Source organism: Rhodococcus sp. NPDC077669 (assembly GCF_040686915.1).
GTDB classification, from domain to species: Bacteria; Actinomycetota; Actinomycetes; order Mycobacteriales; family Mycobacteriaceae; genus Rhodococcoides; species Rhodococcoides fascians.
This window is the reverse complement of record NZ_JBFBMD010000019.1, coordinates 49033-63726: the sequence shown is the minus strand read 5'-3', so window position 1 is coordinate 63726 and position 14694 is coordinate 49033. Positions and strand designations below refer to the sequence as shown.

At 63.7% G+C, this 14694-nt stretch carries 17 protein-coding genes; 9 read left to right on the top strand and 8 right to left on the bottom strand.

The features are described 5' to 3' along the window. Position 1: 1 nt before the first annotated feature. Positions 2–1138, top strand: coding sequence for an ABC transporter substrate-binding protein (locus AB0P23_RS19300; protein ID WP_155288768.1), 1137 nt, complete (start codon positions 2–4; stop codon positions 1136–1138). Beyond that, complete coding sequence (locus AB0P23_RS19295; RefSeq protein ID WP_032401259.1) at positions 1139–2443, top strand: aspartate aminotransferase family protein; 1305 nt, start codon at positions 1139–1141, stop codon at positions 2441–2443. Between the two features lie 2 nt (positions 2444–2445). Here the strand turns inward: AB0P23_RS19295 and AB0P23_RS19290 are convergent, their stop codons facing one another. Further along, positions 2446–3390 (bottom strand): hypothetical protein, encoded by a 945-nt coding sequence (locus tag AB0P23_RS19290; RefSeq protein ID WP_283550660.1) that lies wholly within the window; start codon positions 3388–3390, stop codon positions 2446–2448. A gap of 192 nt (positions 3391–3582) precedes the next feature. Next, positions 3583–4965, bottom strand: a complete 1383-nt coding sequence (locus AB0P23_RS19285) for an FAD-linked oxidase C-terminal domain-containing protein (protein WP_032401261.1) — start codon at positions 4963–4965, stop codon at positions 3583–3585. Between the two features lie 232 nt (positions 4966–5197). Between AB0P23_RS19285 and AB0P23_RS19280 the strand changes: the two genes are divergently transcribed. Next, positions 5198–5509, top strand: a complete 312-nt coding sequence (locus AB0P23_RS19280) for a hypothetical protein (protein WP_363798846.1) — start codon at positions 5198–5200, stop codon at positions 5507–5509. Positions 5510–5516: 7 nt separating this feature from the next. On the opposite strand, the gene AB0P23_RS19275 is transcribed toward AB0P23_RS19280, so the two are convergent. Further along, entirely contained in the window at positions 5517–6161 is a 645-nt protein-coding gene (locus AB0P23_RS19275; RefSeq protein WP_204848017.1) for a Type 1 glutamine amidotransferase-like domain-containing protein, read from the bottom strand. Beyond that, a complete protein-coding gene (locus AB0P23_RS19270) occupies positions 6158–6598 on the bottom strand; it encodes an HIT family protein (RefSeq protein WP_032401264.1) in 441 nt (146 codons plus the stop codon). Before AB0P23_RS19270 ends, AB0P23_RS19275 begins: the two co-directional genes overlap by 4 nt. A 254-nt stretch (positions 6599–6852) precedes the next feature. On the opposite strand from AB0P23_RS19270, the gene AB0P23_RS19265 reads away from it, so the two are divergent. From AB0P23_RS19265 to AB0P23_RS19255, 3 genes are read left to right on the top strand one after another with little or no spacing between them, the layout of a single operon-like run. Beyond that, on the top strand, positions 6853–7971 hold the full coding sequence (locus tag AB0P23_RS19265) for a Re/Si-specific NAD(P)(+) transhydrogenase subunit alpha (RefSeq protein ID WP_032365557.1): 1119 nt from the start codon (positions 6853–6855) through the stop codon (positions 7969–7971). Next, a complete protein-coding gene (locus tag AB0P23_RS19260; RefSeq protein WP_027497943.1) occupies positions 7971–8294 on the top strand; it encodes an NAD(P) transhydrogenase subunit alpha in 324 nt (107 codons plus the stop codon). Before AB0P23_RS19265 ends, AB0P23_RS19260 begins: the two co-directional genes overlap by 1 nt. Beyond that, positions 8294–9715, top strand: a complete 1422-nt coding sequence (locus AB0P23_RS19255) for an NAD(P)(+) transhydrogenase (Re/Si-specific) subunit beta (RefSeq protein WP_363798844.1) — start codon at positions 8294–8296, stop codon at positions 9713–9715. The genes AB0P23_RS19260 and AB0P23_RS19255 overlap by 1 nt, the downstream gene beginning before the upstream one ends. A 37-nt stretch (positions 9716–9752) precedes the next feature. Here AB0P23_RS19255 and AB0P23_RS19250 read toward each other — a convergent pair whose 3' ends face one another. Continuing rightward, positions 9753–10466, bottom strand: a complete 714-nt coding sequence (locus AB0P23_RS19250) for a hypothetical protein (RefSeq protein ID WP_206497828.1) — start codon at positions 10464–10466, stop codon at positions 9753–9755. Between the two features lie 587 nt (positions 10467–11053). On the opposite strand from AB0P23_RS19250, the gene AB0P23_RS19245 reads away from it, so the two are divergent. Together AB0P23_RS19245 and AB0P23_RS19240 are read left to right on the top strand one after the other, a co-directional pair. Continuing rightward, a complete protein-coding gene (locus AB0P23_RS19245) occupies positions 11054–11380 on the top strand; it encodes a hypothetical protein (protein WP_206497829.1) in 327 nt (108 codons plus the stop codon). A 107-nt stretch (positions 11381–11487) separates the two neighbouring features. Next, positions 11488–12513, top strand: coding sequence for a phosphotransferase family protein (locus AB0P23_RS19240; RefSeq protein ID WP_363798840.1), 1026 nt, complete (start codon positions 11488–11490; stop codon positions 12511–12513). 2 nt (positions 12514–12515) lie between these two features. Here the strand turns inward: AB0P23_RS19240 and AB0P23_RS19235 are convergent, their stop codons facing one another. Further along, positions 12516–12992: a thioesterase family protein gene (locus AB0P23_RS19235; protein WP_363798838.1), complete on the bottom strand. Its 477-nt coding sequence runs from the start codon at positions 12990–12992 to the stop codon at positions 12516–12518. Positions 12993–13165: 173 nt separating this feature from the next. On the opposite strand from AB0P23_RS19235, the gene AB0P23_RS19230 reads away from it, so the two are divergent. Continuing rightward, positions 13166–13912 carry a GntR family transcriptional regulator gene (locus tag AB0P23_RS19230; RefSeq protein ID WP_027497939.1) on the top strand — a complete coding sequence of 249 codons (747 nt, stop codon included), beginning with the start codon at positions 13166–13168 and terminating at the stop codon, positions 13910–13912. Between the two features lie 2 nt (positions 13913–13914). On the opposite strand, the gene AB0P23_RS19225 is transcribed toward AB0P23_RS19230, so the two are convergent. Continuing rightward, complete coding sequence (locus AB0P23_RS19225; RefSeq protein ID WP_363798835.1) at positions 13915–14379, bottom strand: PTS glucose transporter subunit IIA; 465 nt, start codon at positions 14377–14379, stop codon at positions 13915–13917. After that, positions 14376–14606 (bottom strand): PTS glucose/sucrose transporter subunit IIB, encoded by a 231-nt coding sequence (locus tag AB0P23_RS19220; RefSeq protein WP_027497937.1) that lies wholly within the window; start codon positions 14604–14606, stop codon positions 14376–14378. The genes AB0P23_RS19225 and AB0P23_RS19220 overlap by 4 nt, the downstream gene beginning before the upstream one ends. Positions 14607–14694 lie beyond the last annotated feature (88 nt).

Here is a 14694-nt window from a genome sequence, read left to right as displayed (position 1 = left end):
CGTGAAGATCACTCGAATCCCCCGACCCCTTGTCGTCGTCGCCATGGCGCTGGCTGTGGTTGCCTCGGCCTGCAGCACCACCACGACCGACACCGATACCGGTGCCGACGGAAGCACCACGATCAAGCTGCAATTGCAGTGGTTCAAGCAGGGTCAGTTCGCGGGCTACCTCGCGGCCGTCGATCAGGGTTTCTACGCCGAGCAGGGCCTGAACGTCGAGATCCTCGACGGCGGAACGGATATCGTTCCGCAGACCGTGCTGGCGCAGGGGCAGGCCGATTACGCCGTCGCGTGGGTGCCGAAAGCGCTCGCGTCGCGCGAGGCAGGGGCCGGCATCACCGACGTGGCGCAGATCTATCAGAAGTCGGGCACCTTGCAGGTCTCGTTCCAGGATCAGAACATCGCGTCACCCGCCGACCTTCGCGGCAAGACCGTCGGAAACTGGGGCTACGGCAACGAATTCGAGTTGTTCGCAGGCATGACCAAGGCGGGCGTGAGTCCGTCCGACGTGACGCTGGTGCAGCAGCAGTTCGACATGAACGGTCTGTTGTCCGGCGATATCGCTGCGGCACAAGCGATGTCGTACAACGAGTACGCGCAGCTGCTCGAAACCGTGAACCCCGCAACGGGTGCGCTCTACACCGCAGATGATTTCACGTCGCTGAACTGGAACGACGACGGTGTCGCGATGCTGCAGGACGCAATCTGGGCCAATACCGACAAGCTTTCCGACGAGGCGTACCAGGATCAGACCGTCAAATTCCTGGCGGCATCAATGAAGGGCTGGATCTTCTGCCGAGACAACGTCGAGAAGTGCCGCGACATCACCGTCGCTGCGGGGTCCACACTCGGCGCGAGCCATCAGCTCTGGCAGGTCAACGAAGTCAACAAATTGATCTGGCCGTCGGGTAACGGCATCGGGATGATCGACGAGGCCGCCTGGCAGCAAACCGTGGACATCGCGAAGACCACGAAGAACGCCGAGGGTTCGACGGTGCTCACCGCCGATCCCGACGCGGAGGCGTACACCAACGAGTACGTCACGGAGGCGCTTGATTTGTTGAAGGCCGACGGTGTGGACGTCACCGGAGAGTCGTACGCTCCGATGGAGGTCACACTGGAGGAAGGCGGCAAGTAGATGGATCACGTGTTCTACTCCTGGTCGGCGCAGGCCGAACTGAACCCGATCACCGTCGAGGGTGCCGAGGGGTCGTGGTTCTGGGACGACAAGGGCAATCGGTACCTGGACTTCTCGTCCCAGTTGGTCAACGTCAATCTCGGGCATCAACACCCCGACGTGGTGGCCGCCATCGTCGAACAAGCCCAGGTTCTGACGACCATCTCTCCGACCGTGGCCAACAACAAGCGCAGTGAACTCGCTGCTCTGATCGCCGAACGCGCTCCGGGTGATCTGAACCGGGTGTTCTTCACGACGGGCGGTGCCGAAGCCGTCGAGCATGCGGTGAGGCTGGCGCGCCAGCACACCGGACGCACGAAGATGCTTGCCGCCTACCGCTCGTACCACGGCGGAACCGGAGTCGCTATCGGTCTCACCGGCGAGCCGCGGCGATGGGGTACCGAGCCGACCAACGTCGACGTCGTACGCTTCTTCGGGCCGTACCCGTACCGGTCGCCCTGGGGCACAACGACTCCCGAGGACGAGACAGCGGCAGCGCTGGCACACCTCGAACAGGTCATCGTGCTCGAAGGCGCGCAGAACATCGCCGGACTGATCCTGGAATCGGTCATCGGTACCAACGGTGTGCTGATCCCGCCGCCCGGATATCTGGCCGGCGTTCGGGCACTGTGCGACAAGTACGGGATCGTCTACATCGCCGACGAAGTGATGGTCGGGTTCGGGCGAATCGGCGAATGGTTCGCGTGCCAGGCCTGGGATGTGACACCGGATCTGATCACCTTCGCCAAGGGCGTCAACTCCGGATACGTGCCCCTCGGCGGGGTCGTGATCTCGGAGAAGATCGCCTCGCAGTTCGACCACAAGCCGTATCCGGGCGGCTTGACCTACTCCGGTCACGTCCTCGGGTGTGCCGCGGGTGTGGCATCCATCGGAGTGTTCGAGCGCGACAAGATCCTTCCGCACGTGCGTCACGTCGGCGAGGACGTACTCGGTGCGGGCCTGTCCAAGCTGGCCGAATCTCATCCCAGCGTGGGCGAGGTGCGCGGCAAGGGATTCTTCTGGGCCGTCGAGCTGGTCAAGGACGGCACGACGCGGGAGCCGCTGGTGCCCTTCGCCGCGTCGGGCAAGGATGCGGCGGCGATGGGCACCGTCACCGCCGCGGCGAAGTCACGGGGTCTGTGGCCCTTCGTCGCAGGCAACCGTCTGCAGATCGCACCGCCACTGACGACGACCGAGGACGAGATTCGTCAGGGACTGGAAATCCTCGACGAGGTTCTGACGGTGGCGGACGGGTTCACGACCTGACGTCAGCCGTTCTGATAGGCACGAACTGCGGCCGTTGCTGCGATGCGTAGGCGTTCACAGCCGAACCCGCTGAGCTGGATCACGTCGATGTACGTCTCGGTTTCGGTACGTCGCTGGACTGGATAGCCGGACCCGACGCCCACGAATGCGCGGGTTGTGCAGTAGCCGTTGTCTTCTTCTTCCTCGTGTCCCACTACGCCGAGAAGATTTATTTCGACTTCACCGAACATGGTCAACGGTTCGTCTGCCATCGACTCGGGGAATTGCCTGAAACCGATGTTGACTTCGCCGGATTCGTCGCGTTTGTTGACGCTTACCCCCGTCTGTATGCGGCAATTGAAGGGATCACCTTCGCGCAGTGTGGTGGCTGTTGTCTTCGGATAAGTCCTTGACAGCTCCGGTACTGCGCCGCAGGGTTGTTTCGACATGAGAGCTGTCTGTACCGACCGTGTCGATTCCGATCGAAGTGGCTGGGAGGAGAACAGTGGCACGGATGCTCTGATCAATTCGCGGGTGCGAGAACATAATCGAGCATCCACCGAGTTCCCGAACAATTCGGGCGACGACAGGCCGAAATCCGCACCGAAGGCGGAGACGAAGAAGGATTGGTGATCGTCGAACCGAACCGATATCGAACACATGACAGAATCTGGAAGCTCGGTACCCATGAATCCACCGAGGTCTACGAAGGTACTGTCGACGCCCATTCCGGTCGAGACCGAAAGGCCCTCTATTCTGGCGTCGGTGACCGGTTCGGCAAACTCGATCGAGCAGGTGTCCATCTGGGTGTCGTTCCCGAAGTGGATCGGGACACCCCATTGTGCGATGGTTGTTCCATCGACGAAGCCGCACGGATCGAGGGTGCGAAACCAGTCGTTGTACGGCGAGATGGGAACCGCGATCTCAGGTGCGATTGTTGTCGGTAGCGCTGCAGGGGTCCCTGTCACCGGGCTCGAGCATGCCGAGACGAGCAGTGCGACCACGACACTCGCCGTGAGCAGTCTGGTGCTGTGAGATGAAAAGAATGTGCGCATGAACGATGTAGCCCCCGGATCCGATGTCCAGCTCCCCCCGGAGCCGCGCCTATTCCACCACACTGATCACTGGAATCGTAAGTCGAAGATTGGCGGGCCCAGGAATCAGAGCACAGCACCCGGGTTCAGGATGCCCGCCGGATCGAGAGCGGTCTTGATTCGCCGGGTCAGTTCCATGACGTCTTCGCCGACTTGATCGGGCAGCCAGGCCTTCTTGAGGCGCCCTACGCCGTGTTCGCCGGTGATGGTGCCGCCCAACGAAATTGCCAGATCCATGATGGCTCCGAATGCGACGTTGGCGCGACGGGTCATGTCGGCGTCCTCGGGATCGAAAACGATCAGCGGGTGGGTGTTGCCGTCTCCCGCGTGCGCGATGACGGCAACCAACACGTCGTATTTGTTCGACAGTTCGGCGATCCCGTCGACGAGAGCCGGGAGGGCAGGGAGCGGAACACCGACATCCTCGAGCAGCAGGCTGCCGAGTCGTTCGACCGCCGGAATGGCGAATCGCCGTGCCGCAGCGAAGGCCTCACCCTCGTCGGGGTCGTCGGTGGTGAAGACATCCGAGGCGCCGGCCTCGGTGCATGCTGCGGCCATGATGTCGATCTCTCGCCCTCGATCGGCACCGGGGGAGTCGGACCGAGCGATGAGCATCGCAGCTGCCTCGCGGTCGAGTCCCATGTTCATGGCATCTTCGACGGCACCGATGGACGGACGGTCCATGAACTCGAGCATCGACGGCCGCAGGGTACGGGTGATGGCCAGAATGGCAGTCGTCGCATCGTGCACGGAGGCGAACGAGGCAACCACGGTGCTGGCCGGAGGTTGGGCCGGGATCAATCGAAGAGTGATCTCGGTGATGATGCCCAGGGTGCCCTCGGATCCCACGAAGAGCTTCGCAAGGGACAGTCCGGCAACGTCTTTCAGGCGTGGTCCGCCGAGTCGGACGGCAGTACCGTCGGCGAGGACGACCTCGAGTCCGAGAACGTAGTCGGTGGTGACGCCGTACTTCACGCAGCACAGCCCGCCGGCATTGGTGGCCGCATTGCCGCCGATGGAGCACATCTCGAACGACGACGGATCCGGTGGGTACCACAGGCCGTGTTCGGCGACTGCTTTCTTGACTTCGGCGTTGAGCAGTCCGGGTTGTACGACGGCTATGCGGGTCACCGGGTCGACGGTGATCTCGCGCATCAGCTCGGTGGTGAGCACTATCCCGCCGTCGACGGCCGTGGCACCACCGGACAGGCCCGAGCCGGCCCCGCGCGGGACGACCGCCACCGCGTGTTCGGTGGCCCACCGCATGACGGCTCTGACGTCGTCGGTGGACTGCGCGCGGACCACGGCCAATGGGGTACCCGCGTCGGGGTCCTTGGCCCAGTCGCGTCGGTATCCCTCGGTGATGTCGGGGTCGGTGACCACGGCACCGGCGGGAAGCAGCGCTTCGAGCTCGCTCAGGTGGGCATCTGCATCGGTAGTCACCGACATCCGGTTCTCCTCACGTCGTACATGTGACCGTCGCCACTCGAGTCTGTCACGACTCGCAGTGGGGCGTGAACGAGGACGACTCCGAGAATGTCCGAGTCACATCAGTAACACCAGCCTCAGGCGTTACCAGATCGATGCGTCGTCGACACGCAATGTTGTAGTTCGCAGCGCTAGCGTCCAGCGCAGCGCATCTCGCACCCCATGCGGTGCGGGTCGACAAGGAGGCTGCACGATGATCGATCCCGGAAGTGACTCCTGGAACTATGTGGCGGCGATGTTCTCGTACGAATTCCTCGGGGGCGGAGTCGAATACGACACCATCGAGCGCATTCACCGCGGCGAGGTCGACGAGTGGGTGCACGCGTTGCTGCAATCCGGGATGTTCGAGAGCGCGACCGTCGCGGCCATCGCCGACTCGTGGCGTGCAGTACCCCGCCGACTGTTCGACATGCTCGTCCTCGATGCCGACGAAATGACTGCTCGGCGTTGCTCTCTCGCGTGGTCGTCCCTCGACCGGCTCGCGCCGCTCGCTCGGCTGGGCTGATCACGGATCACGCACCCAGAATTGTCGTCCCGGAGTCGTCGACCACGATTGCCTGACTGTCGGTCAGTCCGTGAGTTTCGATTCCCTCGCGTCGCAGACGGCGCAGCGTCGCCCATCCCGCATCCTGCTCGTCCAGTACGGAATCGAGATGCGGGACGACGGAGAAGTCGACGAGACCGAGCCCGCTCCACACCGGATCGATGCCTGCGATCGGCCGTACCTCGTTGGGGTCGTCGGCATCCTCGACTCCGGCCAGCGACGGCGCAGCGACGCACGCTCCCGCGCTGTACCCGCCGTAGGCGATGGTGTCGGCCCGCACGCGCCTACGGATGACCTCGTCCGCACCGGAACGAGCCATCTGAGCGCGCAACACGAACGTGTTGCCACCGCGGACCCAGACTGCGTCGAACGCTGCCAGGGCGCGCTCGAATGCGGCCGGTCTCCCGGCGAAATCGCGCAGATCCAACTCCGACGGCCGGTATCCCAACGCGCGCAGGGGTCCGAACTCGCTGCGGAGCGAGGATTCGCGGGCGGTGGCGGGCCAGGCATCGGCCGCATTGGCGATGACCGCGAGATCGGCGGGCGGGCCGGTGAGGCGGGCGAACTCGTCGGAATGGCCGCCGAATCGATACGAAGACAAGAACAACCTCACGAGGTCTGCTCCCCGGCGACCCTGGCCATTCCGGATCGAATTGCCTCGGCCACCCGTTCGGGTTCACGCAGGCGACGGGTGACGAACCCCGCCGCGAACTTCAGTCGGTCGCGGTCCCAGCGCGGCACCACGTGCAGATGCAGGTGAAAGACGGTTTGGAATGCGGCGACGCCGTCGTTGATCACCAGGTTTGCACCGTCGGCGCGGAGATCGGAGTCGCGCACTGCGCGCGCCAGCGTGTGCCCGACGCGGAAAACCTCGGCAGCGGTGTCCGGTCCGGTGGAGGTCAGGTCTGCGGAATGCTCGCGCGGAACCACCAGAACATGGCCCCTGCTGATCGGTCGAATATCGAGAAAGGCGACGGTGTGCTCGTTCTCGAACACGCGGTGGGCAGGTGCGTCGCCGGCGACGATGGCACAGAAGATGCAAGATTCCACGATTGCCACTGTAAGGTCCGATCATCACGGATAGACCTGTATGGCGTGCATCACAATTGCTCGCCCTGTAGTCGCGAAATGTCGAAACGGACTCGATTCAGAACGAATCGGACTGTGTTCTGGGTTACCCGCGCTCCATTACCTGTGGCTACTATCAGGAACCTCGTGCCTTGTCGCATGGGTTCGTCCACTCGTCGCAGATTTCGAGCCATTGGCCGATCGGTGGGCACCATTCAACGCAGGAAGACGGAGATTTGGATACATCGCAGAGCACTGAAAAGGGTTCGGGATCCACGACGGTCGTCGGTGTGGTCCGCGAATCGGGGGAAGGTGAGCGACGTGTCGCTCTGGTCCCGAAGATCGTTGCCGCGCTCACGGGCAAGGGTGTCGAGGTCGTCGTGGAATCGGGTGCCGGGCTCGGCGCTCTGATCCCGGACGAGCTCTATGTCGCAGCCGGGGCCACGATCGGCGATCCCTGGGGCTCGGAGGTCGTGGTCAAGGTCGCGCCGCCCACCGACGCAGAGATCTCGAGGCTGAAGTCGGGCTCGACGCTCATCGGTTTCCTCGCCCCACGCAATGCCGAGAACAGCATCGGCGCGCTGAAGGCCGCCGGAGTACAGGCGTTCGCGGTCGAAGCCATTCCGCGTATCTCCCGCGCTCAGGTGATGGACGCCTTGTCTTCTCAGGCGAACGTCGCCGGGTACAAGGCCGTTCTGTTGGCCGCGTCGGAGTCCACGAGGTTCTTCCCGATGCTGACCACCGCCGCCGGAACGGTGAAGCCGGCGACTGTGCTCGTTCTCGGTGTCGGTGTGGCCGGCCTGCAAGCCCTGGCCACCGCGAAGCGTCTCGGTGGTCGACCCACCGGCTACGACGTGCGACCGGAGGTAGCCGACCAGGTCCGTTCCGTCGGCGCGCAGTGGCTCGATCTGGGGATCGATGCTGCCGGCGAAGGCGGCTACGCGCGTGAGCTGACCGAGGACGAACGCGTCCAGCAGCAGCGTGCCCTGGAAGAGGCCATCAAGGGATTCGACGTCGTGATCACCACGGCGTTGGTGCCCGGCCGTCCCGCACCGCGTCTGGTGACGGCCGCCGCAGTCGAGGGTATGAAGCCCGGCAGCGTCGTGGTCGACCTGGCCGGTGAGACCGGCGGAAACTGCGAACTCACCGAGCCCGGCCAGACCGTCGTCAAGCACGACGTCACCATCTGCTCGCCGTTGAACCTGCCTGCCACGATGCCCGAGCACGCCAGCGAGCTGTACTCGAAGAACATCTCGGCTTTGCTCGAGCTCATGCTGGTCGACGGCGCACTCGCTCCGGATTTCTCCGACGAAGTGCTCGCCGGTGCCTGCGTGACACGTGAGAAGGAGAACTGATGTACACCCCGCTTCTCGCGAACATCGCGATCCTGGTGTTGTCCGGGTTCGTCGGTTTCGCGGTGATCTCCAAGGTGCCGAACACCTTGCACACCCCGCTGATGTCGGGAACCAACGCCATCCACGGCATCGTCGTGTTGGGCGCGTTGGTCGTCCTCGGAAAGGTGCACGACCCGTCCATCGGACTGCAGGTCATCCTGTTCGTCGCGCTGGTGTTCGGAACCGTCAACGTCATCGGTGGCTTCGTGGTCACCGACCGCATGCTCGGCATGTTCAAGTCCAAGCCGGTCCCCGCCAAGACCTCGAAGGGTGCTGACTCCTGATGGACAATCTCGTCAACATTCTCTACATCGTCGCCTTCGGCATGTTCATCTACGGCCTGATGGGTCTGACCGGACCGAAGACAGCCGTGCGGGGCAACCAGATCGCCGCGATCGGCATGTTCATCGCCGTGGTGGCCACGCTGATATCCATTCGCGACACCGGTAACTGGATCCTGATCATCGTCGGACTCGTCGTCGGCGTCGCGCTGGGAATCCCGCCTGCGCGACGGGTGAAGATGACGGCGATGCCGCAGCTGGTGGCTCTGTTCAACGGCGTCGGCGGTGGCACGGTCGCACTGATCGCGTGGGCCGAGTTCCTCGACACGTCCGGATTCTCGAACTTCAATCACGGAGAGTCGCCGACGGTGCATATCGTCATCGGCTCACTCTTCGCGGCGATCATCGGTTCCATCTCGTTCTGGGGCTCGCTCATCGCCTTCTTGAAGCTGCAGGAAACTCTGCCCGGCTCGCCCATCACCATCGGTAAGTTGCAGCAGCCGCTCAACGCTCTGCTGCTGATCGGCGCTGTGGCCGCTGCAGTGGTCATCGGCATCAACGCCACTCCGGGCGGCGGCGTGTCGCAGTGGTGGATCGTCGCGGTTCTCGTACTGGCAGGCATCCTCGGTCTCACGGTGGTACTGCCCATCGGCGGCGCGGACATGCCGGTCGTCATTTCGCTGCTCAATGCTCTGACCGGTCTGTCTGCTGCGGCTGCGGGTCTGGCGCTCAACAACACCGCGATGATCGTGGCGGGCATGATCGTCGGCGCTTCCGGCACGATCTTGACCAACCTCATGGCCAAGGCCATGAACAGGTCCATTCCGGCGATCGTCGCAGGTGGATTCGGCGGCGGCGACGCGGCTGCAGGCCCGACCGGTGCAGGCGGGGGAACCGCCAAGGCGACCTCGGCGGCAGACGCAGCGATCCAGATGGCCTACGCCAACCAGGTCATCGTCGTGCCCGGCTACGGCCTTGCCGTCGCTCAGGCACAGCATGCCGTCAAGGACATGGCCAAGTTGCTGGAGTCCAAGGGTGTCGAGGTCAAGTACGCCATTCACCCGGTAGCCGGTCGCATGCCGGGACATATGAACGTGCTGCTCGCCGAGGCCGACGTCGCGTACGACGCGATGAAGGAAATGGACGACATCAACGACGAGTTCTCACGCACCGACGTCACGTTGGTCATCGGAGCGAACGACGTGACCAACCCGGCGGCGCGCAACGATCCGTCGAGCCCGATTCACGGGATGCCGATTCTCAACGTCGATCAGTCGAAGTCGGTCATCGTCCTCAAGCGGTCGATGTCGTCCGGCTTCGCCGGAATCGAGAACCCACTGTTCTTCGCGGAAGGCACGTCGATGCTGTTCGGCGACGCAAAGAAGTCGGTGTCCGAGGTGACCGAGGAGCTCAAGGCCCTCTAGTCGGTCGCCTTCTCGGCCCGGATGGGACGCTTCCGTGTCAACGGAAGCGTCCCATTCTGCGTTGGGCTACGAGGGCAGCGGTATCGAACGGGTTTCGAGCCTCGCGGGCAGCGGCTGCCGGTGAGAAGAGCATCACCACCGAGCACGCCGGCCACCACACGCCCGTGATCAGCAGTGCGCTGACAATCCCGACGGGGGAGACGGACCCGACGACCAGTTGTGCCGCTCCGACAGCGAGGGCGGCGACGGTTCCGAGCCCGAGGATCATCGGCCGCCACGTGGCCGATGCCACCATCGACGCGGCCCCCACGAGCGCTGTGACAGCGACGAGCTGCCCGCTCGGAAGGTCGGTGGCCGTTGTCGACGACGCCGCGAGGTGACGCACCAGGGCTGTGGTCACTTCCGCGCCGACGACGCAGGCAATCACCACCCCGATGCCGTAAGGCAGTTTTCGGACCAGGGCGACAACGGTGAGGGCGGCGAGGACGGTCAGCACGGCGGTGACGTCGATCGTGCTCAGTGCTCGCGAGGCCAGGGCGGCAGCCGGGCTCGTGGAGACGGGCCACACCGGTGCCATGTTCGGCACCCACATCAGTAGTACCGACAAGAGCGCCGCACAGAGGCCCGACACCGTCAGCCGGGTGCGGATCGCCCGTCGGTGCGCTCGCTCGCTCCTGTCCGCCGAACGGCTCTCGTTGCCGGCTCCACGGGGTGACCGGATCGGTCCGCTGTCGAGACTCGGTGATCGCATGGACGCCAGACTGCCGCAGTCGGCTGAGCGTGAGGTGTGAACATCGTGGGAGCCGGCTGAGCATCTGCGGTAACGGTCGGATCACGACGAATAAGCGTCGATTCCTTGTTGTAGCCGCAACCCAGTGAAGGGAATCTGTCAAATTCCTCGGGTTCGCTAACTGACGAAAAACCGAGCCGAAAGTAGAATTCGACCCTGCAACCAACCGATCGGTCGGAGTGTGTGGTGCAGTGCGGTGTAGAGGAGGCTACGCGACTGCGGCTCCGGGTGGTTGCTCTCGAGTGTCGCACCTCGCCTACCTGGACTTTTGTGCGGAGTTTGTTTCCCGTCACAGTATTTTGAAATGCGAACTATGAATTCGTTGCAAGTCGTTGATCGGATGGGCCGATCTATGTGACTATGGTCACATAGTCCAGTTCACCCTGGGCGAGACCGTCGAAAAGGGCGTAGTTTCAGCCGCATCGGAAAACCGTATTCCCCCGTTACGGCAAAGTTGGTAACGATCTGAACACGGTCTTGTCGGCTCATTGCAACTCGTGAACGGGCACTCGGCACCAACGGAAGTCGGAAACTCGAAGGAGAAGAACATGACCGCAATGTCGCAGGGGCAGCTCGATATGGTCCGCGCGTTCTTTTGCAACGAGTTCCAAGCGGACTCGCTGGACCGCACGGTGATGCCGGAGCCCACGGCCGACGCCGTGGCCGAATGGATCGACGCGCTGTCCACCAGTGGACTGTTCGCGCCCGCCGAGGTGCACAACATCTCGTCCGTCTGGTGCGCGGAGCCCGAGTCGATGACCGCACTGCTCGTCGGCGAGATCGACGAAATCGCCGTCAGGCGGCACGAGGCCTCGGTCCCGGCCGCTGCCGTTGCTACTCCGGCGCTGATCTCCGCGTTCGGTCGCGCCAGCTGACCGTCCGTGCTCGTGCCACCGGCATCCGTTGGCACCGCTTCGTTACGATCACCCGAACCGGTGATGTCCGTCGGCAACGGTGCCGCACAACGAAGTGAGGGTTTTGTATGGGCGTGGTGGGCTTGGACGAAGATGCAGTGTCGACGTGGATCGCGGAGCTGGGGATAGGCGCAACATCGCCGCTCTCGTTTCAGCGCATCGGTAACGGCCAGTCCAACCTCACGTATGCGGTTCGCGACGCAGGCGGCAGTGCGTGGGTCCTTCGTCGGCCGCCGCTGGGCACGTTGTTGGCGTCGGCTCACGACGTCGTGCGCGAACACCGGATCCTCTCCGGTCTGCAGAATTCGCCGGTCCCCGTGCCGAAAATGATTGCTATCACGCAGGATCCAGCCGTTTCCGACGTCCCGTTGGTTCTGATGAGTTTTGTCGACGGGGTCGTCGTCGACTCCGTGTCGGCTGCCGAACAGTTGGACCCCGATCAGCGTCGACGTGTCGGATTCGGTCTGACCGCGGCGTTGTCCGACATTCACCGTGTCGATCTCGAGTCCGCGGGTCTTGCCGACCTCGCCGGCCGCAAGCCCTACGCTGCGCGTCAAATCGCGCGGTGGACCACGCAGTGGGACTCCTCCCGAACCCGGGAGGTTCCTGGGATCGATTCGCTCGCAGCACGATTGACGGCCAAGATCCCCGAGCAGCGCGAGGTGACGCTGGTTCACGGCGACTTCCATCTGAGCAACGTCATCACCGCTCGAAACGACGGCCACGTAATTGCCGTTGTCGATTGGGAGTTGTGCACGCTCGGAGACCCGTTGGCGGATCTGGGTGGTCTGCTCGCTTACTGGCCTCAGGCGGACGACGGGGTTGCCGGTCCTTTCATGGCATCGACACTGCCCGGTTTCCCTACCCGGGCGGAGCTGGTCGAGTCCTACGCGCACAACACGGGCCGCGATGTGGCCGATGCCGGATTCTGGGAAGTGCTGGCGCTGTGGAAGTTGTCGATCATTGCCGAAGGTGTGATGCGTCGGATGGAAGCCGATTCACGCAACCGCGCCGTGGGCGGCGCGCCGACCACCACGCTGATCGACGACATCGTCACCCGAGCGCTGCAGCGCGCCGACGAAATCGGGCTCTAGATTCAGGCGTCTACTGACGTTCCGATCACCAAAGTGCGTGCCGCGGTTTCGATTTCGGAGGGAATGGGGACGGGACGGCGGGAGTTCGCGTCGACGTACACGTGAACGAACCGTCCCCGAGCGGCCAATGTCAGTGCGTCGTCCTCGGCTTCGCGAAACAGTGCCAGCGAGTAGACGATACTGCGAGTGCCCAGCTTCTCCACCGCGAGACCGACCTGAAGGCGATCCGGGAAACTGAGCTCGGAGAGGTAGCGGCACGAGGTTTCTGCCACGACGCCGATCGCGGGGAGAGTCCTGATGTCCACACCCGTCGTTTCCATGAGCCACCCGTTGACGGCGGTGTCGAAATACGCGTAATACGTGACGTTGTTGACGTGACCGTAGTGGTCGTTGTCGTCCCATCGGGTCGACACCGGCCACAGCGCCGGGAAATCCGACGCATTCGACAATTCCACGCTGTCCTCCGGCGACTCCGTCATGGCACGACGCTAACCCGTCGCCACGTCGGCAACAAACGCGACCGGATTCGAGACATCGGAGAGCTCAGTCCGGGCGAATGCTTCCTCGGTATCGCCGTCGTGACGTAGTCTTTGGTTGGACCGGACCAGTCCGTACCGCTGGTTCTGCGAGTGATCGAAAGGCCGGCGCAGTGGTGATGCCCGTACACCTGAGGGACAGTCAGATCCCGAAGCACGAACAGCTGCGCGCAATCCTGTTGCACCGCTGCACCAAGGAGCTTTCGCCGGGGGATCTCATGCCGAGCGAGCGTCGGTTGATGGAGGACTACGGCGTCAGTCGCATCACGGTACGCGAGGCGATAGGGCAGCTCGTCAACGACGGGCATCTGGTTCGGGTACGTGGGAAAGGGACGTTCGTTGCTTCTCGTACCGTGCAGTCGCGGTTGCACCTGGCGTCGTTCTCCGAGGAGATGCGTGCCCAGGGGCTGACGCCGACGACGGTGGTCCTGTTCGCGCGACTCGAAAAGCCCTCGGCAGCAACGATTCGTGCTCTGGGCCTGGTCGACGGTGATCGGACTTACCACATCAAACGGCTACGGCTGGCCGACGCCGAGCCGGTCAGTGTCGACGACGGGTGGTACCGGGCCGAACTCCTTCCCGGGCTGATCGACCACGATCTGAGTCAGTCGGTGTACGAGGCCGTGCGCAACCACTACGGCCTGACCATCGATCGAGCCGAGCAGACCGTCAAAGCGACAGCCGCCGACAGCGACACTTCCACGCTGCTCGGGACCAAACGCGGCGCACCGGTGCTGTACTTCGACCGAGTGTCGTTCAGCGGCGACGAGCCGATCGAGCACACGGAGAGTTGGTACCGGTGCGACCGGTACCAACTCTCGATGGAGGTGCAGGGGGAGCGGCGCACCACGCAGCGCCGCTAGGCTCAGGGCAACACGAACAGCGAGTCACCCTGTGCCACCGAGGTTCCGACGGCCGCGCTCGTGACGGCATCGGGCTCGGAGTCCATCAGGACCACGGGAATCACGTCGGAGTATCCGGCCTCCGCGATCGCCGCAGGGTCGTAGGTGATCACGAGATCGCCGGACTGAACCCGATCGCCCTCCGCTGCAACGAGTTCGAAACCCTCGCCTTTCATCTTCGCGGTGTCGATGCCGATGTGCACCAGCACTCCCGCCTTGTCGTCGGTGAACACGACGAACGCATGTGGGTGGAGTTTGAGGATCTTGCCGGCTATCGGAGACCGCACCTCGACGGGCCCGCTACCGGCCGCCGGGCGCACGGCGACCCCGGAGCCCACCATCTGCGAAGAGAAGACCGGGTCGGGGACGTCGGCGAGCGAGATAACCTGACCGGCAACGGGACTGGAGATCGTCGAGGTCCCGCTCACAGAATGTCGCCGATGTCCTCGGCGAGGGTGTCGGCCTCCGGGCCGACGATGACCTGGACGGCTGTCCCCTTGTGGAACACTCCGTGCGCACCGGCTGCCTTGAGCGCAGCCTCGTCCACCAGCGACCCGTCCTTGACCTCGGTACGGAGCCGGGTGATGCACGCTTCGATCTCTACGATGTTGTCGGCACCGCCGAGGCCCTTCACGATCGCGTCCGCCTTGGCCATGTTCTGTTCCCGCTTCCTTCTCGTGTGCAGTGGTGTCGGCGAGGTCACATCTCCGGGTTGACATGTGGTCGTCACCTGGCCAAACTAC

What these genes read in the sequence shown, in the direction of transcription:
- AB0P23_RS19255 (WP_363798844.1), top strand. Translation starts at nt 8,294, where the DNA reads ATGGACAATCTCGTCAACATTCTCTACATCGTCGCCTTCGGCATGTTC.
- AB0P23_RS19285 (WP_032401261.1), bottom strand. Translation starts at nt 4,965, where the DNA reads ATGTCGGTGACTACCGATGCAGATGCCCACCTGAGCGAGCTCGAAGCG.
- AB0P23_RS19245 (WP_206497829.1), top strand. Translation starts at nt 11,054, where the DNA reads ATGACCGCAATGTCGCAGGGGCAGCTCGATATGGTCCGCGCGTTCTTT.
- AB0P23_RS19240 (WP_363798840.1), top strand. Translation starts at nt 11,488, where the DNA reads ATGGGCGTGGTGGGCTTGGACGAAGATGCAGTGTCGACGTGGATCGCG.
- AB0P23_RS19260 (WP_027497943.1), top strand. Translation starts at nt 7,971, where the DNA reads ATGTACACCCCGCTTCTCGCGAACATCGCGATCCTGGTGTTGTCCGGG.
- AB0P23_RS19280 (WP_363798846.1), top strand. Translation starts at nt 5,198, where the DNA reads ATGATCGATCCCGGAAGTGACTCCTGGAACTATGTGGCGGCGATGTTC.
- AB0P23_RS19250 (WP_206497828.1), bottom strand. Translation starts at nt 10,466, where the DNA reads ATGCGATCACCGAGTCTCGACAGCGGACCGATCCGGTCACCCCGTGGA.
- AB0P23_RS19295 (WP_032401259.1), top strand. Translation starts at nt 1,139, where the DNA reads ATGGATCACGTGTTCTACTCCTGGTCGGCGCAGGCCGAACTGAACCCG.
- AB0P23_RS19220 (WP_027497937.1), bottom strand. Translation starts at nt 14,606, where the DNA reads ATGGCCAAGGCGGACGCGATCGTGAAGGGCCTCGGCGGTGCCGACAAC.
- AB0P23_RS19235 (WP_363798838.1), bottom strand. Translation starts at nt 12,992, where the DNA reads ATGACGGAGTCGCCGGAGGACAGCGTGGAATTGTCGAATGCGTCGGAT.